Genomic DNA, 22194 nt, shown 5'->3' with positions numbered 1-22194 from the left:
CCATGTCAGAACTCCGTCGCAGACGACGAAGTTTTCTCCAATGGGTTGATCAGGGAGAAAAACAGGTCGCCATCCTTCTCACCGTGATCACGGCTGTCGTGATTGTTGCTGCCCTCATTCAGCTCACGGTCAAAGTCACCATGGCCCTGATCACCACCGATCAGGACGCTTATTGGCTTGGTGATGGACTGATCCGCATTCTCGGAGATCTTCTGACTGTCCTGATTGCGCTCGAGGTCCTACAGAACATCACCAGCTACCTGCGTCGTCACGTTGTTCAAATCGAACTGGTTCTCGTCACCGCCTTGACCGCCGTAGCGCGCAAAGTGATCGTTTTGCCGGCTGGATCGGAGAACAAGCCCCAGCTCCTCATCGGGCTGGGAATTTCATCGATCGCCCTGGCTGGTGCTTACTGGCTGGTCAAGCGTTCGATCCAACCGGCGCATGGGTCTTCCCGTCATCACCACTCCAGTACAGAGCCAACCAAGTCGTACCTGGATAAGGATCAGTCCTCTCGACCCGATGGCGACGACCAGCCGGCAACAACAGCTGATCACCAACACTGAGATCAACCCACTGGTCAGGATCACCCAACCTGAGCAGGGCGCTTCCCCTGAGAAGGGTCAACCATTCATTTTCATTCTGCTGATACCAGAAGCCTGGAGGACTGCTGGCGGCATTCGAGCAGATCTTCACCAGCCTCCACCCAACGCCAGAACAGAGAACATCTTCCTGCTCCTCACCAGGCGAACAATCCACATCAGCTAGAAGCTGCGAGGTGTTCGTCGATGCGGAGCGAGCGTCAACGGAACGTTCTCCCCAGCGACGTCCAATCTCAAATCCCCATGAAGCCGCAAGAGACACAACGGCGTTGTGATCTGAGCAAGCGGCAAACTGCCTCCAACGTGTCGGGTCATGTTCAAGACACTCAACGAGTGCATTCAACGCTTTGACCTTCTGCAGAAATTGCTGGAGATCCTCTTCTGCCATCCGAACTGGAGCGATCTCGTGATCCTGGCAACAGACGGCAAGCAGGGGGCACCACGAAAGTCAGGGGAGCCTGACAGATTCACTCATGACAGCCTCGAGCCGCACTCTGACCATCGGTGATCTGGAAGCAGGGTTTTCGAGCTACTGCCAGGCTCTGCGTCGCCTTGTCTCAGAAGGACGATCAATGCCGGCCATTCAGCGAACCATCTGCTGGGACTATCTCCAAAGACTGCATCGGTCACTTCCACAGAGCTATCGCTCCCCTGAGGATCTCGTGCTGCGCTACCAGCGCTCCAATCAGACAAATGAAACAGCCCCAAAGGCAGACTGATCAATCAGAACGGAGTCTTGGTGATGCGATCACTGTTGGTTTTTGCTGCGCTGTTGATCGCCCTCATCCTTCCCATCGTTCCGGTTCAGAGCGTGGACGCCCTGGCACCGGACGGGGAGCAACTGTTTGATCTTCATTGCGCAGGGTGTCACCCCAACGGTGGAAACATCATCCGCCGCGGCCGTTCACTGAAATTGAAGGATCTATCCAAACGAGGCTTGGACAATCCAGAAGCGATCGCAGCCATTGCCCGAGAGGGAATCGGCCAAATGAGTGGTTATGGCCATGTCCTCGGCGAGGGCAATGACAACGTTGTGGGCGATTGGGTCTGGCTTCAAGCTCAGAACGCTTGGATCCAGGAATAGATATCAAGGCGCGTCCAGATACCCTCCCGCCAATAGACATCCGCTTCGAGCAGTGCGCGTACCGACGATTCACTCTCCGATTCAAACACTCCGAAAACATGAGTGCTTCCCTCGGTAGGCCCCAGAGTGATCAAGGTGCCGTCGTCCTTAAGACGTTGAAGACGAGCTAGATGCTCATCACGAAACGGCACTCTTTTCTCAAGTGCATCTTCGCAGTACAGCCCCCAGAGAACGAATCGAGCCATAGGTTGCTTGCCCTGTTGGTACAAAACTGAGGCAAAGGATGGCACATGCTGCACATCAAGCGCTATGTTCAGTGAGTAGATGTTTTCAACAACCATGCTTACAGGCGCTGACCTATTGAACAAAGTGAAGGAGCTGGGTGATGTCAGCAAGTCTGATCTCGTCCGCGCCTGCGGTTATGTGTCCAACAAAAAGGACGGAGGAGAGCGCCTCAACTTCACAGCCTTCTACGAAGCACTACTCGAAGCCAAGGGTGTCAATCTTGGTACCGCCGGAGTTGGAGGAATCGGCAAGGGAGGCCGCAAACTTTCCTATGTCGCCACTGTTCAAGGCAATGGCAATCTCTTGATCGGTAAAGCCTATACGGCCATGCTCGATCTCAAGCCTGGCGATGAATTCGAGATCAAGCTTGGTCGCAAGCAAATTCGTCTCGTTCCCGTGGGTGGCACTGACGAAGACGAAGAGTGATCTTCAGCCCGCAGCCTGTCTAAGTTCTCGGCAAAACTCACCAGCATTCGCCGCTGCACAACCTGGTTGTGCAGCGGCGATTCTTTTGACGAGGGCACTGCCGATGATGGCTCCGTCAGCGCCCCACTCACGCACCTGACGAACCTGATCAGCCCCTGAGATTCCAAACCCAACCGCAACAGGACCTGCATCGCATTCTTTGAGAGAAAGCACCAACTCCGCCACGCGTTCCTGAAGCGATGCACGTTCACCCGTCACGCCTGTGACACTGACGAGATAGGTGAATCCTCGGCTCGATGTGGCAATTCTGCGCCTGCGATCTTCTGGAGTGGTCGGTGCCACAAGCAGAACCAGATCCAGGCCTTGTTGAGCAGCAAGGGGAGACAAACGTTCGGCTTCCTCGAGGGGAAGATCAGGCACCACAAGTCCTGAGACGCCTGCGTCTGCGGCCTCCGCAAAGAATTGTTCAGCGCCACGATTCAGAAGGGGATTGCTGTAGGTAAACAGCACCACTGGCATCGTCAGACGATCTTTTAACCCACGCAGCATGCTGAGCACTTTGGATGCCGTGGTGTTCTGAGACAGTGCGCGGTAGGCAGCAGCTTGAATCACAGGTCCATCAGCCAAAGGGTCGCTGTAGGGAAGACCCAGTTCCACCACATCAGCACCATTGGACTGCAAGCTGAGAAGGATCTCAGCCGTCGTTTCCAGATTCGGATCCCCAGCCACGATGAAAGGCATCAATGCGAGGCGATGCTCACGGGTGGTGTTTGCAAAGACCTCAGCGATTCGTGACGAGGGCTGCATTGCAGAATCTGACAACGTGACGGATGCGAGCCTAGGGTTCGATTGAATCCTTGTCCTGGGATTGAGGAGGCGTGTCGCTGGTGACTGAGGCCAGTAATGCTTGCTGTTCTTCTGGAGTCATGGCATCGAAACGAGCTTGCAACTGCTGATCCGTCAGAGCGTCGTACTCAGCCCTGTAAGTGCGCCTTTGCTGCATGTAGGTCATCCGTCCGGTGATCACGCGGAAGAGGTAACTGCTTGTCCAACCAACAACAACAAGAACCAAAAGGGATTCAGCTGCAATGCCGGCTGAAAATCCCTCAAGCCCCAACGCTTGGAAAGCTCCATATCCCAGCCCGCCGACCACAAAAAGGGCGGCACCCAGTGTCAGAACTCCTGCCCGCGTCAAATCAAACGTCTCCCTGTCCGCTCAGTCGCAGATTGAGGAACGGTGCAAACAGGATCAAGCCTGGGAAGAAAAGAAACACCAGGCCGTAGATCCCTAGGCGCTCCAGCTTTCCCATCACCGTCCAACGACGGTTCATCCAGAAATAAAGAAACAGAGGAACAACCACCAGATAGGCAGCTCCGAGGACTCCATAGGCACCGATCACCAGAAGGGTGTCCTGGGGGAAGGCATTCAGAAGCGTCTCGATCGTCACTGATGATTCCATGTCCACAGGGAATCTAGGATGCCGCTACGGAGCCGGTGGGTTTCCAGGGGGCGTGGCGGAATCGGTAGACGCACACGACTTAAAATCGTTTGGGCTGAAAAGCCTGTGGGGGTTCAAGTCCCCCCGCCCCCATCCCTCGCCTTCGAGCAGACCGCAATTGCATGGGCAGTCTCTAAGTCCCTCTATACGTTCTGGGGAAAGGGATAAGCCAACTGCATGGCAACCTCCGTAATGTCCACCACCCAACTCGGCGAAGAGCCGATGGAGCTGGTTCGAGCCAGGGAGCGGGATGAGAACTTGAAGCCCTGGGATCTCTGGGGGACTTATCTCAGTGATCGCCAGTGGGGAACTGTCCGAGAGGATTATTCCGACGACGGGAACGCCTGGAAGTCCTTTCCCTTTGATTACAGCCACTTGCGGGCCTACCGCTGAGGTGAAGATGGTTTGCTGGGTCTGAGCGATGCCAACGGTCTGCTCTGCTTCGCTCCCGTGCTTTGGAACGGGAAAGATCCAGTGCTCAAGGAACGCCTGCTCGGCCTGGGCAACCCCGAAGGCAATCACGGTGAAGACCTGAAAGACACGATGTACCACCTGGCAGGTACACCCACATGCAGCTATGCCAAGGCGCTGTACCGCTATCCGCAGGAACGCTTTCCCTACGAACAGCTGCGCGAAGAGAACCAACGCCGCAGCCGGGATGAGACTGAATTCGAGTTGGTCGACACCGGAATTTTCTCTGGAAACCGCTTCTTCGATCTGAACGTCGAATACGCGAAGGTGTCGCCAGAGGATCTATTGATCCGTCTCACTGTGACCAACCAGGGATCAGAAGCCGCGGAGCTTCATCTGCTTCCCAGTCTCTGGTTCCGCAACACTTGGGACTGGGGCGATGAAGACAGCGCACGTCCGCGCATTCGTCTTGCAGACGGAGCAGTGGTGAGCGATACGGGATCCGGACGAGAACTGAACCTTTGGCAGATTTCATTGGAGCTGGAGAAACCCCTGATTGGCATTTTCCGCCGCGATGCCAACGGTCGACGTGCGTTCAACGGTTCTGTTGAACAGTTCCAGAATGATCCTCTCTGGCGTGATCTCCTGCTGTTCAATGAATACTTCCACGGCTGCAGTGGAGCGGGCGTTGGAGCCAGTCATCAGACAGGTTGGAGTGCCATTGTCGCCAAGATGATCACTCAACTGAATCGCTGGCAGGGCTAACCCTGCCAAAACGCTGCGCCTCCTCACGCATCTCCTGACGTCAACGGAAGCTCTTCCTACCGTTCAGGAAACGGTGCAAGCCACCGATTGATTTTGCTACCAGCTCCGCAGATCCCGGGAAAACTGTGGTGAGTTCCGAGGCCCGAGCCGGCCGAGCTTGAGCTCACTGATCGTGCAGAGCTGATGTCGACTGATGCCCTCATCGTCCGTCCAGAGATGCCAATACTGTTCTGCATCGGGAGTCTGGATCTGCGAATCGCCCATGCAATGAGGTGTACGCATGAACGAACCCTATTCAGTTGGTCTCCGCTTGCCCATCGACATGCACCGACCAGGTCAGCGTTTCGCCGGCATGAAACAGAACCGGCCATTCACCGGCTTCGAGTCCCGCGTCCCCAAGCTGGATCGACGGCGTCGATTCGAGGCGCATGGGAACGATCTGTTCCTGTTTCACGAGCGTGAGGGTTTCAGCGTTTGGAGAAAGACCGTAGAACCGGGGCCCATGCTCACTGGCAAAGCCCTCGAGACGATCCAGGGCCCCCTCCTGTTCGAAAACGGTGGCGTAGCTCTCGAGAGCATGCATCGCGTTGAAGATGCCGGCACATCCACAGGCCGATTCCTTACCTGAACGTGGATGCGGGGCTGAATCGGTCCCGAGGAAGAAACAGGGAAGACCACTGGTGGCTGCCTTGACTAGAGCGCGTCGATGGCATTCCCTCTTCACCACCGGAAGGCAATAGAAGTCGCTGCGAAGACCACCCATGAACATCGCATTACGGTTGAGATGCAGATGGTGAGGCGTGATGGTGGCCGCGATGCGGGAATCACCCGCCAGGCTTGCATTGCTGATGAAATCGACGGCTTGTTGAGTGGTGATGTGCTCAAGCACGATCCGCAGGGCTGGATAGCGTCTCCGAAGGGGGATCAGGTGGGTTTCGATGAACGCGGCTTCCCGGTCAAAAACATCCACATCACAATCGGTAACCTCTCCGTGAATGAGCAGGGGCATGTCGATGGCCTCCATCCGCTCCAAAACCTCACTGATCTTGGACAGATCACTCACGCCAGCGGCTGAATTGGTTGTGGCGTTGGCGGGGTAAAGCTTGGCTGCGGTGAACACACCCTCAGTGAAACCACGCTCAAGCTCGGAAGGATCCAAGTGATCAGTGAGATAGGCCGTCATCAGCGGCTCGAACCTCGTATCCGCTGGAACTGCCTCCATAATTCGGTCCCGGTAAGCGCGCGCCTGATCCACCGTGGTCACGGGTGGTTTCAGGTTGGGCATCACAATCGCCCTGGCAAACACCCTGGCTGTCGCAGGAACGACGGCTCTGAGCATGGCTCCATCCCGAAGGTGCACATGCCAGTCATCAGGACGGCGAAGCACCAGACGGCTGGGACTGTCCTGCAATGGTCAGACCTCCTGAAGAACGGGAAGCTCGCCGACGGCTCGGCGAAGAATCTCTTCGCGATCCTCGCTCACGTGGTGCTCGGGAAGAAGTTCAAGAAGCTTCAGCTTCTCGAGACGAGTGCGTGTGGCTGATCCAGCAATCACGACCAGATAAACAGAACGGCCGACTTCCACGGCTTCCTTGATGGCATTCTCCAGCGCCAACGATGCCGTCACACCCAGGTGAGAGACTTCGCTCAGGTCAAACAACACAGCGTCGCAATCTTCGATGGCGTTGTGTTCGCGACTGATCGTCTTGGCTACACCAAAAATCATCGGGCCGGTGAGCTGGAAGAGCAAAAGTCGCCCTGAGGCCTGATCGAGCAAAGCCTGCTCCTGCTCAGGAAGTTCAACGTCATCATCGGTCGTGGTAATGGTCTTCACCCCTTTGGCCTGAAGCGCTGTCATCCGCTCGATCGTGAGGACATTCGCAACGAACACCCCGATGAACACGGCCCAGATCAAATCAACCAAAACAGTGAGCGCGATCACGCCATAAGTGATGCAGGCCGCCTTGATCGAGAGATGATGCGCCCGCTTGAGAAAGCTCCAGTCGATGATGTCGAAACCGACCTTGAGTGCGATGCCCGCGAGAACGGCCAAGGGGATGCGAGAAGCCAATGGGGCCGCAAGCAGGATCACCAGCATCAGAATCAGCGCACGCACGATTCCTGAGAGGGCGGATCGTCCACCGGCCTGAATATTCACAACAGTTCCCATCGTTGCCCCTGCACCGGGAAGACCGCCAAACAGCCCCGACATCACATTGCCAAGACCCTGACCAATCAATTCTTTATTGGAGTCATGCTCTGTGCGGGTGAGGCTGTCAGCCACAACAGATGTGAGCAACGCATCAATGCAGCCGAGCATGCCCAGAACCGCACCGTTCACCACCATCAGGCGAATCTGATCCGTGGAGAACGTTGGGACCTGAAAGGTGGGGAACTCAGCTGTGAACGTGCCAATTCGGCGGAGTTCCACATCCCCGAAGACCGTTAACGACAGCAACGTGCCGATCACCAGTGCCAGTAGCTGGGGAGGACAGAAACGCTTCAGCTGCTCAGGAGTGAACCAGAGAATGAGCAGTGTGATCACGGCGAGGGCGAGCTCAAGCGGCTGAATTCCGGCCGCGAGCTCCGGAAGACTGCTCAGTGTTCCGATCACTCCCCCACTCGGGCTGTCCTGACCGAAGAACGGAGCGAGCTGGAGGATCACCAGGATCACGCCGATTCCGGACATGAACCCGGAAATCACGGTGTAGGGCATCATCGTGATGTACCGACCCAGACGGAAAAATCCGAACAGGATCTGGAACACACCGGCCAGCACCACCACGGTGAAGGCCATCGCCAGAGCGGTTCCACGATCAGGGATCTGGCTCGTGAAGCTCAGGATCACTGCGGTGAACACCACCGTCATCGGACCTGTGGGCTCTGAAATCAGCGTGGGAGTCCCCCCGAACAGAGAGGCCATCAAGCCAATGATCACGGCACCCCACAAACCTGCAGCAGCTCCTGCCCCTGAAGCCACCCCGAAAGCAAGTGCCATGGGAAGGGCCACCACAGCTGCCGTCAATCCACCGAAGAGATCACCTCGGATGTTGCGGGTGCTGATGTGATTCAGAAACACGCCATAGCAAGCCATTGGTGGCGAATGCTAGATCCCGCTCAAAACAATCAGCCCCACATCAGCGCATCAAGGGGTGAAGCTCGACAAAGCAGAATGGGATCAGGCCTCAGGTAGCGATGCCTCCGTTTCTGTCTGCATTCCTGGAAGTTCTGGTCGGGATCGCTCTGCTGTTCGGCGGTGGTGAAATCTTCGTGCAGGGTGCGGTCACCTTGTCATTGATTTTCGGGATTCCCCAGCTGGTGATCGGCCTCACGGTCGTGTCACTGGGCACCAGTGCCCCTGAATTGTTTGTGACCCTGAGCTCGGTGTCCCAGGGATTTGACACCCTGGCCGTGAGCAATGTGGTCGGCAGCAACATCTTCAATGTGATGGTGGTGCTGGGCAGCAGTGCCCTGGTGATGCCTCTCCGGGTGGAGAGCCGACTCGTGCGGCGGGATGTCCCCCTCCTGATTGCGGTCTCGGCCGCTGTATGGGGTATGGCCTCAGCAGGGCGGGTGACCTGGCAGGCGGGGCTTGCCCTGCTTCTGGCGTTGGTGATCAATTCGGTCTGGGAAATCCGCACCGCCCGTGAACAACCAGACGACAGCGGCAGCGCTGAACCTGACATCGAAGAGAACGCAGCGAGCGGGGGTTGGATCCTTGCGGTTCTGCGGTTGATCGGAGGTATCGGCATCCTCACCATCGGATCCCGGGTGTTGGTCAGCGGCGCCACTGAAGCTGCCACCTATCTGGGGGTCAGTGAGGCAGTGATCGGTCTGACGATCGTTTCCGCCGGAACCTCGATGCCGGAATTGATCACCTCCCTGGTGGCCGCCCTGCGCGGGCGCACTGATCTGGCCATCGGCAACGTGGTGGGCAGCTGCCTGCTGAACCTTCTGCTGGTGCTGGGCGGTGGAGCCTTGGCTGCCGCTGGCCGCGGCCTGGACGTCAGCCCCGAACTGATTCAGGACGACCTGCCGGTGATGTTGCTGACCAGCTTGGCCTGCTTGCCGATCTTCTGGACGCGCGGTCGGATCAGCCGACTGGAAGGTGGACTGTTGCTGGGTTTGTACATCTTGTACATCGTTGACAACGTTCTTCCGAGAACAACTCTCGCCAGTTGGTCAGACGAATTCCGGCTGTTGATGCTCTGCCTGGTGCTGCCGGTCGTGATGATTGTGATCATGACTCAGGCCTTGGTGTTCTGGAGAACCAAGTCCTAACAGCATTCAATTTCGGCCTTTGATGGCTCGGATGAAGTTGTATTTCCACACCCAGTGCTGACCATCTGATCCACCGTGGTCATCCTTGGAGGGTGTCGATCGGCTTGCCGATGCTCGGGCTGCTACCACCACTCAACGACAAAAATCTTCCCTGGCTGGATGTCATTCATCCAATCGTTGTTCACTTCGTGATCTCGATGGCACTGATTACAGTCGTTTTCGACGTCATCGGAGTGATCACAAAAAAGAAAAACCTGTTCGAAGTCAGCTTCTGGAATCTGATTGTCGCGACTATTGCCATCTTTGTAGCGATTATCTTCGGACAAATTGAGGCTGGGCTCGCCAATCCTTACGGAGCCTCGCGCGACATTCTTAATTACCACAGCACGCTCGGTTGGTCCCTGGCTGGTGTCCTGTCGTTGCTCACCGGATGGCGCTATGTAGCTCGCCAAAAAGATGCGACTGCGTTGCCGAAAGGCTTTCTAGCGATTGACTTCGTATTGGCCGGTCTGGTCTTCACCCAGGTTTATCTCGGAGACAAACTCGTGTGGGTTTACGGGCTCCACACTGTGCCTGTGGTGGAAGCAATCCGCAATGGGGTGGTGTCATGACTCTTCTTTCCGCGATTGCATCGCCGATCAACGACATCGCCGACTCCCTTGGCGCTAACGATCTTCCCTACGCGATTCCCCTTCACCCCAACTTGGTGCATCTCACCATTGGGCTGTTCTCGATCGGGATCGCCTTCGACTTCGCTGGCGCGTTTTATCCCTTGGAGAAACGGGTCTTCCGCTTTCTCGCCCTGCCAGTGACCCGCAGTGGATTCCATGATGTGGGCTGGTACAACCTGGTGGCCTGCAGCGGGATCAGCTTCTTCACCGTGGCTGCCGGCTTTTACGAAATGCTGTTGGCGGTGCCCCTGCCAGGTATCCGCAGCATTCTCGGCCAGACCGCCATCGACACCATGCTCTGGCATGCCATCGGTGGTGTTGCCATCCTGATGGTGATCGTCGCCATGACTGTCTGGCGCGGCTATCAACGCTTTGTCTGGCGCAAGGATCTCGGCCGTCAGGTGACATGGCTGTATTTGCTCTGTGGAGCCTCGATGCTGATGGTGATGGGCCTACACGGAAGCCTCGGCGCCTGGCTCGCCAGCGACTTCGGAGTGCATATCACCGCGGATCAGCTTTTGGCCGCCGGCGCTGATCTGAATGAGGTGCTGCCATGACGACCACTTCACCCAAGAAAAGCCCCAACATTGGCGCGATCGTGATCATCGTTGTCGCGGTTGTGCTCAATCTGGTGATCGCCAAGCTGATGGCCACTTGGTCCTACAGCTGGTTCCCGCCGCAAGCCTCGACGGCAGCGCCTTACGTCGACGATCTGTTCGCGCTTGAAACTGGGATCGGCTCCTTCATCTTCTTCGGCTGCACAGGCGTGATGGGCTGGGTCCTGCTGTTCAATCGGGCCGGCAAATATGACGAAAGCGACGGTGCGCCGATTGAAGGCAATACCAAACTCGAGATCACCTGGACCGTGATTCCCCTGCTTCTGGTGTTCACCATCGCCTTCTATTCCATGAAGGTGAATGACACCCTTAACACCTTGGGGCCGAAGCAGAAGTACTCCCTCGAGACCGATACCCGTGAGCTGATTACGGCCGATCCCATCGCTCAGGTGGGACCGATTCAAGTGATCGCTCGCCAATGGAGCTGGGAATTCATCTATCCCAACGGCGTTCGCAGTTCAGAACTGCACCTCCCCATCGATCAGCGCGTCAACCTGCAGCTGCAATCTGAGGACGTCATTCACAGCTTTTATGTACCGGCCTTCCGATTGAAGCAAGACATCGTTCCGGGCAGCCTGATCTCCTACAGCCTCACGCCAACCAGACAGGGGCGCTTCCGACTGCGCGACGCCATGTTCAGTGGCGCCTACATGTCGGTGAATCAATCCAACGTGATCGTCGAATCAGAGGAGGCGTACTCCGATTGGCTGAAGCGTTCGGCGCAAAAAGCTCTCCAACCCGGCCTCGACCCAGGCCGCACGCTTTACGACCGCCGCATCGCCCGCGGGAACAAGGGCTGGGGCACGGTGCCACCGGCACCACCTCCGTTAGTGAATGACCCTGGCGATCCCTCAATCCCCCACGACGCCTGAGCCATGAGCACCACCAACTACGACCCCCGCATCCTCAAGGCGCCCCATCCCGTACCCGGTGCACCGGACAACTGGAAGCGCTTCTTCAGCTTCAACACCGATGCCAAGGTGATCGGGATTCAGTACATCGCCACCGCGTTGTTCTTCCTACTGGTAGGAGGCTTACTGGCGATGATCGTACGTGGTGAGCTGATCACACCTCCGGCTGATCTGGTGGATCCCAGCGTCTACAACGGCCTCTACACCATGCATGGAACAGTGATGCTGTTCCTATTTCTCTTCCCGATCCTCAACGGCTTCAACAACCTGTTGATTCCCACGATGATCGGGGCACCCGACATGGCATTTCCAAAACTGAACGCTGCTGCCTTTTGGCTGGTGCCGGTCTTCGCCGTGGTGCTGATGGGCAGCTTCTTCGCCCCTGGAGGACCAGCCTCATCAGGTTGGTGGTCCTACCCACCGATGAGCATTCAAAACCCTCTGGGGCACTTCATCAACGGACAGTTTCTCTGGATCCTGGCGGTGGCTCTGTCGGGCATTTCCTCAATCATGGGCGCCGTCAACTTCGTGACGACGATCATCCGCATGCGGGCCCCCGGCATGGGCTTCTTCAAAATGCCGATCTTCGTTTGGACAGCCTGGGCCGCCCAGACGATTCAACTGGTGGGCCTGCCGGCACTGACCGGAGGAGCTGTGATGCTGTTGTTTGATCTCAGCTTCGGCACCACGTTCTTCCGACCGGAGGGCGGAGGCGATCCGGTGCTGTTCCAGCACTTCTTCTGGTTCTATTCGCACCCGGCTGTTTACGTGCTGGTGCTGCCGGTGTTTGGCATCTTCTCTGAGCTGTTTCCTGTCTATGCCCGCAAGCCTCTCTTCGGCTATCGGTTCGTAGCCATCGCCTCCTTCGGCATCACCTTCCTCAGCCTGATTGTGTGGGTGCACCACATGTTTTATTCCGGCACACCGATGTGGATGCGCAATTTATTCATGGCCACCACAATGCTGATCGCTGTGCCCACCGGCGTCAAAGTATTCGCCTGGCTTGGAACTCTCTGGAAAGGCAATCTGAGACTGAACACTCCGATGTTGTTTTGTCTCGGTGGGCTGTTCAACTTCATCTTCGCCGGAATCACTGGAGTGATGTTGGCCACCGTTCCAATCGATGTGCACGTTGGCAACACCTACTTCGTGGTGGCCCACTTCCACTACGTGATCTTCAACACGATCGGCTTCGGAGTTTTCGCAGGGATCTATCACTGGTTTCCGAAATTCACTGGCCGCATGTATTACGAAGGTCTGGGCAAGGTGCACTTCGCTCTCACCTTCATCGGCGCCACACTCAACTGGCTGCCGTTGCATTGGGCCGGTCTGCTCGGCATGCCCCGCCGTGTGGCCTCCTATGACCCCGAATTCGCAATCTGGAATGTCATCGCCAGCATTGGTGCCTTCATGCTCGGCGTCGCCTCGATCCCCTTCATCCTCAACATGGTGAGTTCCTGGGCCCGGGGGCCGAAGGCTCCCCCCAATCCCTGGCGAGCCATTGGTTTGGAATGGCTTTTGCCCTCCCCGCCACCTGCTGAGAACTTCGAAGACGACATCCCCACAGTGATCAGTGAGCCCTACGGCTATGGCCTGGGCCATCCCCTCGTCGAGGACGAGGAGTTCTACGTTCGCCGCTCCCTGGAGGTCTGATCGATGACCAGCGTCAATCCCGATTTGCAGCTCCATCACACCCCTGGCCATGTGAAGCACGACGGTCACAACATGACTGGTTTCGTGATCTTCCTCTGTTCCGAGAGTGTGATCTTTCTGGCCTTCTTCGCCGGATATGCGTTGCTCAAGCTCACGGCACCCCAATGGCTCCCCGATGGCGTTGAAGGACTAGAGGTGCGCATGCCTCTGATCAACACGGTGGTGTTGGTGAGTTCAAGCTTCGTGGCTTACTTCGCTGAGCGTTACCTCCATCACCGCAACCTCTGGGGCTTCCGTGCGGTTTGGCTCCTCACCATGGCGATGGGCTCCTACTTCGTTTACGGGCAGTACCTCGAATGGTCCGAACTGACCTTCAGCCTCAGCAGCGGTGTGTTCGGAGGAATGTTCTATCTGCTCACCGGATTTCATGGCCTTCATGTGATCACTGGCATCCTGCTGATGGGTTTGATGCTGGCCCGGTCGTTCCGCCCTGGCAATTACGACAGAGGCGAAATGGGCGTCGCTTCAGTGAGCCTGTTCTGGCACTTCGTCGATGTGATCTGGATCATTCTTTTCCTTCTTATCTACGTTTGGCAGTAATCCCATGATCATCGACGATCGCCATTACGACATCATTGTCATCGGCAGTGGCGCCGGCGGAGGAACCCTGGCGGGAGCTCTAAGCAGGCAAAGTCGCTGTGTGCTTCTGCTTGAACGCGGAGAGGCCATGGCCCTGAGTGATCAGAACGTGGCCGATGTTGATCTCTTTCGCAAAGACCGTTATCACCCACGCAACGAGCGCTGGTTCGGACCGGATGGCGACCCGATCGCCCCGCAGACCACCTACGCCCTAGGCGGCAACACCAAAATCTGGGGAGCCGTTCTCGAGCGCATGCGCGAGAAGGACTTCGAAGACCTCCCACTTCAGGACGGCATCTCCCCTCGCTGGCCCTTCAATTACGAGCACCTGGCTCCTTTTTACGACGAGGCCGAAAGCCTTTATCAAGTGCACGGTAAATCGGGCGTGGATCCAACGGAACCGGCCCGCAGCGACGACTTCAGCTACGCACCCAAACCGTTGATGCCTTTCCTTGAGCCCTTGCGTGAAAGTCTCAAGCGCCAAGGTTGTCAACCCTATGACTTGCCCTTGAGCTGGTCGAGCAGTCAGGAAGACCCCAGCGGAGACTCCCAGCTGTACGGCCTAGACAACGCCGACCCAGAGAAACTGGAGGTGCGATCGATGGCCCGGGTGTTACGACTCCACGTGAATCCAAGCGGCCGCGAAGTGAAGGCTGTTGAAGCCGATGTAGCCGGTGAAACCTGGTTGTTCTCAGCTGATGTTGTTGTGCTTGCCGCTGGGGCGATCAATACAGCGGCAATCCTGCTGCGCTCCAGCAGTGAAAAGCATCCCCGAGGTCTCAACAACGGGTCTGATCAGGTGGGCCGCAATCTGATGAATCTTCAGCTCACCTCGATTCTCCAGCTGGCAGCTGAACCGAACAATGGTCGCTATGCCCGATCGCTTGGCGTGAACGACTACTACTGGGGAGACAAGAATGTGAGCTTTCCACTGGGTCACATCCAGACGGCTGGTGGTGTTTTGCAGGATGCCCTGTTCGCCGAATCACCACCGGTGCTGTCTCTCGTCAGCAAATTGATCCCTGATTTCGGCTTGGAACGCCTGGCATCCCGGTCAGTGGCCTGGTGGGCCATGACGGAAGTGCTTCCCGACCCCCACAACAAAGTGTGGCTGAACAACGATCAGATCCGCATTAATTATCTGCATAACAATCGCGAAGCCCACGATCGCCTCGTTTATCGATGGATCGACACCTTGAAGGCCGTTGAATCAGATCCCATCACCAAGGTGGTGACCAAAGCACCGACGCACCCTCGTGGAGAAGCTCCATTGAGCGTGGTGGGCTATGCCTGCGGCACTTGCCGCATGGGTGAAGATCCAGCTGAGTCAGTGGTCGATGGTGATGGCCGTTGCCACGAACTTGACAATCTTTACATTGCCGATTCCAGCGTGTTTCCCAGCTGCCCAAGCGTCGGCCCTGGACTCACCACCATCGCCTTAGCTCTTCGCATGGCCGGTGCCCTCAAGCAACGATTCGATGCCTAGCGGGGCAGGAAAAACGCCCGAATCTTGCCAATAGGCCCGCGCGTGTTGTTGTCAATCAGCGCGCCACTAATTAGGCCACCTGCAATCAGCGAGTTGGGAATAATTCTGGAAGCCAAGCGAGCTTCCAGCTCCCCATTCACTTCCTCTTCCGGATAAAAACTGAGCACGGCCATCACCTCCCGATTATCCATGCCGTGGCGCACCAATGGCGTCAGCAAAGCATCAGGGAGGAATCCCTTTCCTCCAAAGCCGAAGCGGTGCTGGATGGCGTGAAAAAACTCGTGGCGGGCCACTTCGCCCAGGGATCGCTGCCCCTGCATCGCATGCTCTGCACAGAGACTCACCTGCTGATGATCAGGATCGAAGCTACCCAAGTAATGCGCCTTGGCCTCACAACCTTCCCCACCGGTCACAGTGCTGACGCCTGCGAGAGAGGCGAGAAACACCAGAACAAACAACGGCATCAATCATTAACCATTCCTTAACTTCTAGTCTTACGGCCCTTAACCCTCTTCTCAAGTAAGAACTACTACTCAATCCAAGGATCGACGAGCGATCCACACGGCCTCATCCCTGGCGCGAAGTAGAAACACGGCGTCTGGTGATGTGATCACAAGAGCGTTCAGCTGCAACGTGGTTCGAGGACGGAAGGAATCCAGCGGCACCTCTCGCACCTGTGAATCTTCAGGAAAGGCACCGAACTCATCGGGCCAGCTCTCGACGGGATCACCCTCTTCCCAGAGGGAGCTGACCTGTTGAACCTCCAGAGGCGGCAAAAACGCCATCGTGCTTTGAGAAGCCGACGCCCCCGTCGCAACAGACGGATTCGTACGGTCTTCCTGATCAGCTTTCGTCCTTGGATCGCAGTTTTGAACCTGCTTTTCCCCAGATGGAGCATCCAGGAGATCCGGTGCAGGTGGCGGGGGCAACGTTTCACTCAAGCGCAGGCCAACCGAGGCCACAGGTTGATTCTGGGCCACTCGCCTGCTCAGACGCACCAGTTCCCGGGAGTTGTCGATCACTTGCGGGGGCCCGGATTCCACCGTCGTTCGCGTCGCAAGCACCGTGCTAGTACAAATCACAACGGCATGGCCAGCAACGGCGACGCCCACCGGCAACGCAACCATGGCGAGACCGTCAGGAACGCGTCGGCGCAGGGAGTTGAAGATCCACATCGAGGGAGCTGGAATTGAAGAAAGGAATCAGGTCTTGCACCACACCCCAAGACACCTGGGGCGCCAGAGACAAACGGATGCGAGTACCCGGATCAAGACGATTCAGACGAGCGATCAAAGCAGGCAGCATCAATGGCTCAATCGGTTGATTCCAGAGACGCAGTCCGCCATCGGCCTCAAGATGGATCACGATCACGCCGTCACTGGCCGCCTGTTGTTACTGCCACTGGGGGAGCAACAACAGTGCTGTCGCGGCGAGAGCGATGCAAAGGAAGACCACTGAGCAGCCAAGCGCACGACGCTGGGCGAGAGGCAATGTCATGGAGCCATCACCTCTGGCACACCCTGCAAACTGACGGGGATCGATGACTGGCGTCTAAGCCAGGCAAGGTCAGACACGACCGCCGATACCGGTCGGGCGCTTGAGGGAAGCAGCACCAGTTCATCTGGCGTGTCCTCACTCAGATCGAGCTGCCGGCTGAGCACCGCAGCTGACATGGGTTGTCCATTGAGATACCAACTACCACCGAGAGATCGGACCACGAGCCAACGCGTCCGTGACGAAGCTCCAGACATCTGCCGCGATTCCGACGTGGGAGTCTGTTGCACCAAAAACGGAAAGGATGCCAGGAACGTCATCAGGGACAGAACAATCACACTGAACGAGAGCACGAGAGGCATCAGATCAGGCCAGAACGACGTTCCAAGCAACGATCGGAGACAGCATTGAGAACCACCTGAGCACGAAGACGATTCAGGCGTTGCACCAAAAGGGCCAGAACCGCAATCAAAAGGCCGAGAACCGTGCCGATGAGCACCTGGCCATACCCAACGACCAGTTCGTTTCCTTGGGAAGGAAGCGTGAGTCCTGGTCCAAGCGCTTGAAGCAACTGCATCAAGCCGATCACTGTGGCCAGCAGCCCCAGCAGCGGCCCAAGAACCATGCAGAGTTCCAGCGCACCATCCCAGCGACAGAGCTTTCGCTCAAGACGCGCCAGAAGCAAATGCTGACGCAGTGATGCTTCCGATGGATTGAGTTGATCCAGTTCAGGCAACAAAAGCTCGGAACTGAGAAGATCGCCGCGGCTCCATTGCCACCAGAAACGCAACCGCTCCACTCCGATCGATGCAACAGCAACGGAGACCAGCATCAAAGGAACGATCAACATCCCTCCACGACGCAGGGCCTCAAGAGTCAGCACCGCTTGACAAAAAACACTTTCGGCAAAGTAGTGCGTCTTCCGCAGCCCCGCTGTCACGTGGAACCTTGACAGCGATTCGCCAGACGATCTCTAGGCCATCTCTAGGCCATGGTGACAAATTCCTCTGACACCGTGGGATGGAGAGCCATGGTGCGATCAAAGTCCGCCTTGGTAGCGCCCATCCCCACAGCAATCGCCGCCATCTGAATGATTTCAGCGGCATGATCTCCCACCATGTGACAGCCCAGCACCTTGTCCGTGTCGGCCTCAATCACCAGCTTGAGCAGAGTGCGCGGACCACGCTTGGGAAGTGCCTGCGCCATGGATCGGAACCGCGCCCTCTGGATCACAACAGCGTCAGCACCCAATCGACTGATGGCGGCTTCTTCGGAAAGACCGACGGTGGCCAGCTCAGGCTGACTAAACACCGCGCTCGCCACAAGGTCATGATTCACCTGGCGAGGTCGGCCACCAAACTCAGTATCAGCAAAGGCTCTGCCCTCATCCACCGCCACCGGGGTGAGGCAGATGCGATCGGTCACGTCGCCCACAGCGAAGATATGAGAAGTGCTGGTGCGCTGGTCAGCATCCACCGCCAGCTTCCTGCCGTCGCTGCGGAGACCAGCTGCTTCCAGGTTCAAGCCCTGCAGAAAAGGCTGACGCCCGGTCGCCAGAAGCACGCCTCCGGCAGGGATCCGATCTCCTTGATCCGTGATGAGAACAAGATCACCGGGCGCGCCTTCGATAGCCGCAGGACTGGTGGATAAACGCAGATCCACCCCCTTCTCGATCATTCCTTCCTGAACCGCAGCGGCGAGTTCCCGGTCGAAACCACGCAACAGGCCGTCGCTCCTTACAAGCTGGGTGACGGCGATGCCAAGTCCACGGAGGATGCAAGCGAACTCGCAGGCGATGAAACCGGCTCCTACCACCACCACGTGGTCTGGGAACCTGTTGAGGAGAAACATGTCGTCACTCACCCAACCCAGCTCTGCACCTGGAATCGCAGGGCGCCTGGGACGCCCTCCCACGGCGATAAGAATGCGGACGGCATTCAAAACCTGCAAAGCTTCGCCTCCGGGTTTGGAGGAAACAGCAATGCGGTGGTCATCTTCAAAACGACCCCAGCCTTGGATCAGGGTGACTCCCGCTTTCTCGAGGAGGTTCACATGCAGAGCATTCAATCGGTCCACTTCGGCCCGCACCGCCTTCAGAAGCACATGGGTGTTGATCGTCGCCGGCGGAACATCAACGCCATAGCTCGGTGCATCAGCCAAGTGCTCTGATACCTGAGAGCCGTACACAAGCAGTTTCTTCGGAACACACCCACGGATGACGCAGGTCCCGCCGACCTTGTCGCCTTCAACGAGAGCGACACGTGCGCCATAGGCCGAGGCTCGCTTGGCAGCGGCGAGACCGCCTGAGCCGGCGCCGATCACCACGAGATCAAAATTCTGGTCCACCGGAACACCTCGATCAGGTCCATTCTGATCAAAAGCTGCAACTGCTCCTGTCCCTGATCCTGCTAAGCCGATGTGCGCCGGAATACGGCATGGACGTAAAGGCTTGATTATGGTCCGAGTAAGACCCAAGCCAGGGTTGTTTGATATCTGCTCAAGACACCATGAGTTCTAAGCGTTTTCGCAGAGTCCACCTCCCCGACAGCTTTGCTCTCCAAGCCGATCAGCGCAGGGAGCTTGTCATGATCATCACCAAGGATGATATGAACCAGAGGCTGAAAGAGCTCGCTCAAGAAGGCAAGCGCGACGATTGTCTTGCCTTGATGCGAGAACTTGGGGATTGGCAAGGCAGTTCCAAGCCGTCTGAGGTGCTCTTCGCCCCCTACCTTCGAAGACCAGAACGCTGATCATTGATGAGTCTGATCTACTCCGCTCTGACGGCGGCGCTGATGCTTGTCGCCATCCCAGCAAGAGCCCTAGAAATCAACGGTCAGACCAGTTTTGTCGCGGTACCAACCAAGGCTCGTCTTGTGAATTACCAGTGGTATGCCTTTGAAGGGCGCGCCACTTACTACGTCGTTCTCGACTTTCCTCAAGGTGCCGAAGCGGGACTTGGAGGAATCAGCCTCGAACAAATCCGAGGCGTACAGCCTGCTTTCCTTTACGGGGCTGTGCCAGTTAGAGCATTCCTCGGAACTCCGCGCAAAGAAGGCCGAAACGTTCCCACGGCCGCCGAGTTCAACATCGAGTCCCGCACCGTCAACGTTCAATTCAAAGAACCTGTCGAACCAGGGAACACGGTGACAGTCGCCTTCAAAGCTGGAACCAATCCACCTGCAGACCTCTACACCTTCACACTGGCAGCGATTCCTTTTGGACCGAGTCCCATCCCACAAGTTGTCGGGGTAATACAGATGGATATTCACACTCCCTATTGAGCCAACTCTCCTCATAAGATTTCCTGGCAATGGTGAGGGATTTCCTGCAACTTCCTCGATACGACTCCATCCCTGATCACGACAAAAACCACTCTCTTTTCGAGGTCAAGGTCAATGATCTACAGCCCACGCAGATGTGCGTGGGCCTCACAGAGGTATGGAGCCGGCAGCAAGATTTCCACGACCAAAGCCCCAAAGACAGACTGCGTTATCTCCGCGGAAAACCCGTTCCACTGGTCCGCAACCGCCGGGGGCAGCTTTGGATGGTGGATCGTCACCACAGACTTCGTGCGCTTCTCGAACTTGACCGGAGCGTCACGTCCTTCGGCTATGTGATTGCCGAGCTTGAGAGCGAATCGAGGGAATCGGCACTCGAGGCTCTCCAGAAGCGCGGCTGGCTTTACCTGTTTGACGGTCGGGGTAATGGCCCGAAGCCTGCGACGGAACTCCCCCACACCCTCCTCGGCCTGCAGGACGATCCCTACAGAAGCCTGGTATGGAAACTGAAAAAAGAAGGATTGATCAAACCACAACCCCTGATTCCTTACCACGAGTTCCGTTGGGGAAGCTGGTTGCGAACCAGGCCTCTGCCTCCATTCAGCTCCGCGCGTTTGGAGCCCGCATTACCGGCGGCGCGATGTTTGGCCCGGTCAGCCGCCGCTCGACATCTTGCAGGCTGGAGAGGAGGCGCTGATTAACGCTTCCGACGGGAGTCAATCTGAAGAAGATCCTTCACCTTCTGCACCTGACTGGCCAATTGCGGGTCGCTCGACAATTTCTTCTCGACCTGTTCGATGGCATACATCACCGTTGTGTGATCTTTCCCCCCGAAGGTGTCGCCGATGCGCGGAAGGCTGAGACCTGTCCCTTGTCGCATCAGAAACATGCCAACCTGCCGGGCCTGACTGACAGCTCGTCGACGGCTGCTGCTGCGCATGTCATCGCAGCTCACTCCGAACACCTCGGACACCTTGTCGATGACCTGTTGCGGGGTGACCTCCACGCCTTGGCCACTGGGATCAAGCATGGGAGCAACCGATTCCACCGTCATTGGCAACCCAGTGATGGAGGCGAAAGCGACAGCCCTCGTCAGTGCACCTTCCAGCTCCCGAATATTGGACGTGAAACGTCCGGAGATGTACTGAATGAGATCCCTGGGCAGGGCCACCCGCTCCTGTTCCGCTTTCTTCTGAAGGATGGCCATCCGTGTTTCCAGATCCGGTGCCTGTATGTCGGCAATCAACCCCATGGAAAATCGGGAGATCAAACGCTCCTGAAGCCTGGGGATTTGACTGGGAGGCCGATCGCTGGCAATGACGATCTGACGGCCTGCTTCATGGAGCGCGTTGAAGGTGTGGAAGAACTCTTCTTGGGTGTATTCCTTGCCCTCGATGAACTGGATGTCATCCACCAAGATCAAATCAGCAGCCCGATATCTGTCACGGAACGCCTGCATTCCGTCTCTGCGGATCGCCAGGATTAGATCATTCGTGAAACTTTCAGTGGAAACATAAAAGACCCGCGCCTCGGGATCGATTTCGAGCCGATAGTGGCCGATGGCTTGCATCAGATGCGTTTTGCCGAGCCCGACACCGCCGCAGATGAACAGCGGATTGAATTCCCGTCCCGGTGCTTCGGCCACTGCCAGAGCCGCGGCATGGGCCATCCGGCTGTTCGGACCCACCACGAAGCGGTTGAACACGTAGCGCATGTTCAAGCCGGGGAGACGGCGTGGTGCCTTCGAAGCCTTCGGCAGCGCCTCGACCGTGGGAGGCGACGGAGCTGACTCGGCAGTCACTGCGGTCGTTTGGCTGTTGGGGCTGCCACCACGGGGCTCAACGTCCCGGGCCTCAACCATCACAAGGACGGGACGGCCAACGATCTCACCAGCGACATCGGCAATCGTGCCGGCGTAGTTCTTGCGCAGCCAGTTACTCGCGAAGCTGTTGGGCGCCAGCAGAGTGAGCGTTCCATCCGTGAAAGCGCTGCATTGGGCTGGCCGGATCCAGGTCTCGAACGTGGGCTTGCTGAGGTTGCTCTGAAGGGTCTGCTGAACCTTGCTCCAAAGTTCACTTCCCGTCAGATCCAC

The 22194-nt window shown here is 57.2% G+C and carries 30 protein-coding genes, 1 tRNA gene and 1 pseudogene; 17 read left to right on the top strand and 15 right to left on the bottom strand.

The window, feature by feature from the left end:
• The first annotated feature begins 2 nt into the window (after window positions 1-2).
• On the top strand, window positions 3-566 hold the full coding sequence (locus tag ACLM45_RS00160; protein WP_415409932.1) for a phosphate-starvation-inducible PsiE family protein: 564 nt from the start codon (window positions 3-5) through the stop codon (window positions 564-566).
• Here ACLM45_RS00160 and ACLM45_RS00155 read toward each other — a convergent pair.
• Window positions 529-990, bottom strand: a pseudogene (locus ACLM45_RS00155) (Nif11 domain/cupin domain-containing protein); the annotation flags it as partial. The gene ACLM45_RS00160 and the pseudogene ACLM45_RS00155 overlap by 38 nt on opposite strands.
• Window positions 991-1075: 85 nt before the next feature.
• Between ACLM45_RS00155 and ACLM45_RS00150 the strand changes: the two are divergent.
• Both ACLM45_RS00150 and ACLM45_RS00145 read left to right on the top strand, forming a co-directional pair.
• The gene (locus ACLM45_RS00150; protein WP_006040832.1) at window positions 1076-1321 is read left to right on the top strand and encodes a DUF3136 domain-containing protein; all 246 of its coding nucleotides are present in this window, start codon (window positions 1076-1078) and stop codon (window positions 1319-1321) included.
• Between the two features lie 23 nt (window positions 1322-1344).
• A complete protein-coding gene (locus ACLM45_RS00145) occupies window positions 1345-1686 on the top strand; it encodes a c-type cytochrome (RefSeq protein ID WP_415409930.1) in 342 nt (113 codons plus the stop codon).
• Here ACLM45_RS00145 and ACLM45_RS00140 read toward each other — a convergent pair.
• Window positions 1662-1931, bottom strand: coding sequence for a YciI family protein (locus ACLM45_RS00140; RefSeq protein ID WP_038004770.1), 270 nt, complete (start codon window positions 1929-1931; stop codon window positions 1662-1664). The two genes, ACLM45_RS00145 and ACLM45_RS00140, sit on opposite strands and share 25 nt — an antisense overlap.
• Before the next feature lie 94 nt (window positions 1932-2025).
• Here ACLM45_RS00140 and ACLM45_RS00135 point away from each other — a divergent pair, with 94 nt between their 5' ends.
• A complete protein-coding gene (locus ACLM45_RS00135; protein ID WP_006040829.1) occupies window positions 2026-2397 on the top strand; it encodes an AbrB family transcriptional regulator in 372 nt (123 codons plus the stop codon).
• Between the two features lie 3 nt (window positions 2398-2400).
• Here ACLM45_RS00135 and trpA read toward each other — a convergent pair whose 3' ends face one another.
• Genes trpA through ACLM45_RS00120 form a run of 3 tightly spaced genes read right to left on the bottom strand, consistent with a single transcriptional unit; the run spans window position 2401 to window position 3857 of the window.
• Complete coding sequence (gene trpA, locus ACLM45_RS00130; protein WP_006040828.1) at window positions 2401-3204, bottom strand: tryptophan synthase subunit alpha; 804 nt, start codon at window positions 3202-3204, stop codon at window positions 2401-2403.
• Between the two features lie 31 nt (window positions 3205-3235).
• The gene (locus ACLM45_RS00125; protein WP_006040827.1) at window positions 3236-3592 is read right to left on the bottom strand and encodes a DUF3007 family protein; all 357 of its coding nucleotides are present in this window, start codon (window positions 3590-3592) and stop codon (window positions 3236-3238) included.
• A 1-nt stretch (window position 3593) separates the two neighbouring features.
• Complete coding sequence (locus tag ACLM45_RS00120) at window positions 3594-3857, bottom strand: NAD(P)H-quinone oxidoreductase subunit L (protein WP_415409927.1); 264 nt, start codon at window positions 3855-3857, stop codon at window positions 3594-3596.
• Between the two features lie 46 nt (window positions 3858-3903).
• Here ACLM45_RS00120 and ACLM45_RS00115 point away from each other — a divergent pair.
• From ACLM45_RS00115 to ACLM45_RS00105, 3 genes are all read left to right on the top strand, one after another.
• Window positions 3904-3989 (top strand) — tRNA-Leu (locus ACLM45_RS00115).
• A gap of 84 nt (window positions 3990-4073) precedes the next feature.
• Window positions 4074-4289: a hypothetical protein gene (locus ACLM45_RS00110; protein ID WP_415409926.1), complete on the top strand. Its 216-nt coding sequence runs from the start codon at window positions 4074-4076 to the stop codon at window positions 4287-4289.
• A 12-nt stretch (window positions 4290-4301) separates the two neighbouring features.
• Complete coding sequence (locus tag ACLM45_RS00105) at window positions 4302-5072, top strand: hypothetical protein (RefSeq protein ID WP_415409924.1); 771 nt, start codon at window positions 4302-4304, stop codon at window positions 5070-5072.
• Between the two features lie 96 nt (window positions 5073-5168).
• Here ACLM45_RS00105 and ACLM45_RS00100 read toward each other — a convergent pair whose 3' ends face one another.
• Genes ACLM45_RS00100 through ACLM45_RS00090 form a run of 3 tightly spaced genes read right to left on the bottom strand, consistent with a single transcriptional unit; the run spans window position 5169 to window position 8166 of the window.
• Window positions 5169-5336, bottom strand: coding sequence for a hypothetical protein (locus ACLM45_RS00100; RefSeq protein WP_415409922.1), 168 nt, complete (start codon window positions 5334-5336; stop codon window positions 5169-5171).
• 31 nt (window positions 5337-5367) lie between these two features.
• Window positions 5368-6483 carry a dihydroorotase gene (gene pyrC, locus ACLM45_RS00095; protein WP_415409921.1) on the bottom strand — a complete coding sequence of 372 codons (1116 nt, stop codon included), beginning with the start codon at window positions 6481-6483 and terminating at the stop codon, window positions 5368-5370.
• 3 nt (window positions 6484-6486) lie between these two features.
• Window positions 6487-8166 (bottom strand): SulP family inorganic anion transporter, encoded by a 1680-nt coding sequence (locus ACLM45_RS00090; RefSeq protein ID WP_415408470.1) that lies wholly within the window; start codon window positions 8164-8166, stop codon window positions 6487-6489.
• 101 nt (window positions 8167-8267) lie between these two features.
• Between ACLM45_RS00090 and ACLM45_RS00085 the strand changes: the two genes are divergently transcribed.
• The 7 genes from ACLM45_RS00085 (at window position 8268) to ACLM45_RS00055 (ending at window position 15330) form a co-directional block, all read left to right on the top strand.
• The gene (locus tag ACLM45_RS00085) at window positions 8268-9353 is read left to right on the top strand and encodes a calcium/sodium antiporter (protein WP_413330798.1); all 1086 of its coding nucleotides are present in this window, start codon (window positions 8268-8270) and stop codon (window positions 9351-9353) included.
• A gap of 110 nt (window positions 9354-9463) precedes the next feature.
• Complete coding sequence (locus ACLM45_RS00080) at window positions 9464-9964, top strand: DUF2231 domain-containing protein (protein ID WP_006043689.1); 501 nt, start codon at window positions 9464-9466, stop codon at window positions 9962-9964.
• Entirely contained in the window at window positions 9961-10581 is a 621-nt protein-coding gene (locus ACLM45_RS00075) for a DUF2231 domain-containing protein (RefSeq protein ID WP_415409920.1), read from the top strand. Before ACLM45_RS00080 ends, ACLM45_RS00075 begins: the two co-directional genes overlap by 4 nt.
• Window positions 10578-11513, top strand: a complete 936-nt coding sequence (locus ACLM45_RS00070; protein ID WP_415409919.1) for a cytochrome c oxidase subunit II — start codon at window positions 10578-10580, stop codon at window positions 11511-11513. The genes ACLM45_RS00075 and ACLM45_RS00070 overlap by 4 nt, the downstream gene beginning before the upstream one ends.
• 3 nt (window positions 11514-11516) lie before the next feature.
• Window positions 11517-13205 carry a cytochrome c oxidase subunit I gene (locus tag ACLM45_RS00065; protein WP_415409918.1) on the top strand — a complete coding sequence of 563 codons (1689 nt, stop codon included), beginning with the start codon at window positions 11517-11519 and terminating at the stop codon, window positions 13203-13205.
• A 3-nt stretch (window positions 13206-13208) separates the two neighbouring features.
• Entirely contained in the window at window positions 13209-13805 is a 597-nt protein-coding gene (locus ACLM45_RS00060) for a cytochrome c oxidase subunit 3 (RefSeq protein WP_415409917.1), read from the top strand.
• A 4-nt stretch (window positions 13806-13809) separates the two neighbouring features.
• Complete coding sequence (locus tag ACLM45_RS00055) at window positions 13810-15330, top strand: GMC oxidoreductase (RefSeq protein ID WP_415409915.1); 1521 nt, start codon at window positions 13810-13812, stop codon at window positions 15328-15330.
• On the opposite strand, the gene ACLM45_RS00050 is transcribed toward ACLM45_RS00055, so the two are convergent.
• From ACLM45_RS00050 to gorA, 6 genes are all read right to left on the bottom strand, one after another.
• Complete coding sequence (locus ACLM45_RS00050) at window positions 15327-15794, bottom strand: hypothetical protein (RefSeq protein ID WP_415409913.1); 468 nt, start codon at window positions 15792-15794, stop codon at window positions 15327-15329. The two genes, ACLM45_RS00055 and ACLM45_RS00050, sit on opposite strands and share 4 nt — an antisense overlap.
• Before the next feature lie 69 nt (window positions 15795-15863).
• Entirely contained in the window at window positions 15864-16505 is a 642-nt protein-coding gene (locus ACLM45_RS00045; protein WP_415409912.1) for a hypothetical protein, read from the bottom strand.
• A complete protein-coding gene (locus tag ACLM45_RS00040) occupies window positions 16468-16701 on the bottom strand; it encodes a hypothetical protein (RefSeq protein WP_415409910.1) in 234 nt (77 codons plus the stop codon). The genes ACLM45_RS00045 and ACLM45_RS00040 overlap by 38 nt, the downstream gene beginning before the upstream one ends.
• 122 nt (window positions 16702-16823) lie before the next feature.
• Window positions 16824-17186 (bottom strand): hypothetical protein, encoded by a 363-nt coding sequence (locus ACLM45_RS00035; protein WP_415409909.1) that lies wholly within the window; start codon window positions 17184-17186, stop codon window positions 16824-16826.
• Window positions 17186-17707 carry a MotA/TolQ/ExbB proton channel family protein gene (locus tag ACLM45_RS00030; RefSeq protein ID WP_415409908.1) on the bottom strand — a complete coding sequence of 174 codons (522 nt, stop codon included), beginning with the start codon at window positions 17705-17707 and terminating at the stop codon, window positions 17186-17188. The genes ACLM45_RS00035 and ACLM45_RS00030 overlap by 1 nt, the downstream gene beginning before the upstream one ends.
• Window positions 17708-17808: 101 nt before the next feature.
• Window positions 17809-19170, bottom strand: coding sequence for a glutathione-disulfide reductase (gorA, locus tag ACLM45_RS00025; protein WP_415409907.1), 1362 nt, complete (start codon window positions 19168-19170; stop codon window positions 17809-17811).
• 239 nt (window positions 19171-19409) lie between these two features.
• On the opposite strand from gorA, the gene ACLM45_RS00020 reads away from it, so the two are divergent.
• The 3 genes from ACLM45_RS00020 to ACLM45_RS00010 are packed head-to-tail and all read left to right on the top strand — an operon-like array spanning window position 19410 to window position 20803.
• A complete protein-coding gene (locus ACLM45_RS00020; protein WP_415409906.1) occupies window positions 19410-19574 on the top strand; it encodes a hypothetical protein in 165 nt (54 codons plus the stop codon).
• A 6-nt stretch (window positions 19575-19580) separates the two neighbouring features.
• Entirely contained in the window at window positions 19581-20105 is a 525-nt protein-coding gene (locus tag ACLM45_RS00015; protein WP_415409904.1) for a DUF2808 domain-containing protein, read from the top strand.
• 29 nt (window positions 20106-20134) lie between these two features.
• Window positions 20135-20803: a ParB-like protein gene (locus ACLM45_RS00010; RefSeq protein WP_415409902.1), complete on the top strand. Its 669-nt coding sequence runs from the start codon at window positions 20135-20137 to the stop codon at window positions 20801-20803.
• Here ACLM45_RS00010 and dnaA read toward each other — a convergent pair.
• Window positions 20800-22194: a chromosomal replication initiator protein DnaA gene (gene dnaA / locus ACLM45_RS00005; RefSeq protein WP_006043674.1), complete on the bottom strand. Its 1395-nt coding sequence runs from the start codon at window positions 22192-22194 to the stop codon at window positions 20800-20802. The genes ACLM45_RS00010 and dnaA overlap by 4 nt on opposite strands.

Source organism: Synechococcus sp. A10-1-5-9 (genome assembly GCF_047716785.1).
In the GTDB taxonomy this organism is placed as follows: Bacteria; Cyanobacteriota; Cyanobacteriia; order PCC-6307; family Cyanobiaceae; genus Synechococcus_C.
This window is presented reverse-complemented; position numbering and strand designations above follow the sequence as displayed.

Bases quoted from the DNA above. Each gene is read 5' to 3' on its own strand.
- ACLM45_RS00160 (WP_415409932.1), top strand. From the start codon at position 3: ATGTCAGAACTCCGTCGCAGACGACGAAGTTTTCTCCAATGGGTTGAT.
- ACLM45_RS00150 (WP_006040832.1), top strand. From the start codon at position 1,076: ATGACAGCCTCGAGCCGCACTCTGACCATCGGTGATCTGGAAGCAGGG.
- ACLM45_RS00145 (WP_415409930.1), top strand. From the start codon at position 1,345: ATGCGATCACTGTTGGTTTTTGCTGCGCTGTTGATCGCCCTCATCCTT.
- ACLM45_RS00140 (WP_038004770.1), bottom strand. From the start codon at position 1,931: ATGGCTCGATTCGTTCTCTGGGGGCTGTACTGCGAAGATGCACTTGAG.
- ACLM45_RS00135 (WP_006040829.1), top strand. From the start codon at position 2,026: ATGCTTACAGGCGCTGACCTATTGAACAAAGTGAAGGAGCTGGGTGAT.
- trpA (WP_006040828.1), bottom strand. From the start codon at position 3,204: ATGCAGCCCTCGTCACGAATCGCTGAGGTCTTTGCAAACACCACCCGT.
- ACLM45_RS00120 (WP_415409927.1), bottom strand. From the start codon at position 3,857: ATGGAATCATCAGTGACGATCGAGACGCTTCTGAATGCCTTCCCCCAG.
- ACLM45_RS00110 (WP_415409926.1), top strand. From the start codon at position 4,074: ATGGCAACCTCCGTAATGTCCACCACCCAACTCGGCGAAGAGCCGATG.
- ACLM45_RS00100 (WP_415409922.1), bottom strand. From the start codon at position 5,336: ATGGGCGATTCGCAGATCCAGACTCCCGATGCAGAACAGTATTGGCAT.
- ACLM45_RS00090 (WP_415408470.1), bottom strand. From the start codon at position 8,166: ATGGCTTGCTATGGCGTGTTTCTGAATCACATCAGCACCCGCAACATC.
- ACLM45_RS00085 (WP_413330798.1), top strand. From the start codon at position 8,268: ATGCCTCCGTTTCTGTCTGCATTCCTGGAAGTTCTGGTCGGGATCGCT.
- ACLM45_RS00080 (WP_006043689.1), top strand. From the start codon at position 9,464: ATGCTCGGGCTGCTACCACCACTCAACGACAAAAATCTTCCCTGGCTG.
- ACLM45_RS00075 (WP_415409920.1), top strand. From the start codon at position 9,961: ATGACTCTTCTTTCCGCGATTGCATCGCCGATCAACGACATCGCCGAC.
- ACLM45_RS00070 (WP_415409919.1), top strand. From the start codon at position 10,578: ATGACGACCACTTCACCCAAGAAAAGCCCCAACATTGGCGCGATCGTG.
- ACLM45_RS00065 (WP_415409918.1), top strand. From the start codon at position 11,517: ATGAGCACCACCAACTACGACCCCCGCATCCTCAAGGCGCCCCATCCC.
- ACLM45_RS00060 (WP_415409917.1), top strand. From the start codon at position 13,209: ATGACCAGCGTCAATCCCGATTTGCAGCTCCATCACACCCCTGGCCAT.
- ACLM45_RS00055 (WP_415409915.1), top strand. From the start codon at position 13,810: ATGATCATCGACGATCGCCATTACGACATCATTGTCATCGGCAGTGGC.
- ACLM45_RS00050 (WP_415409913.1), bottom strand. From the start codon at position 15,794: ATGCCGTTGTTTGTTCTGGTGTTTCTCGCCTCTCTCGCAGGCGTCAGC.
- ACLM45_RS00045 (WP_415409912.1), bottom strand. From the start codon at position 16,505: ATGTGGATCTTCAACTCCCTGCGCCGACGCGTTCCTGACGGTCTCGCC.
- ACLM45_RS00035 (WP_415409909.1), bottom strand. From the start codon at position 17,186: ATGCCTCTCGTGCTCTCGTTCAGTGTGATTGTTCTGTCCCTGATGACG.
- ACLM45_RS00020 (WP_415409906.1), top strand. From the start codon at position 19,410: ATGATCATCACCAAGGATGATATGAACCAGAGGCTGAAAGAGCTCGCT.
- ACLM45_RS00015 (WP_415409904.1), top strand. From the start codon at position 19,581: ATGAGTCTGATCTACTCCGCTCTGACGGCGGCGCTGATGCTTGTCGCC.
- ACLM45_RS00010 (WP_415409902.1), top strand. From the start codon at position 20,135: ATGGTGAGGGATTTCCTGCAACTTCCTCGATACGACTCCATCCCTGAT.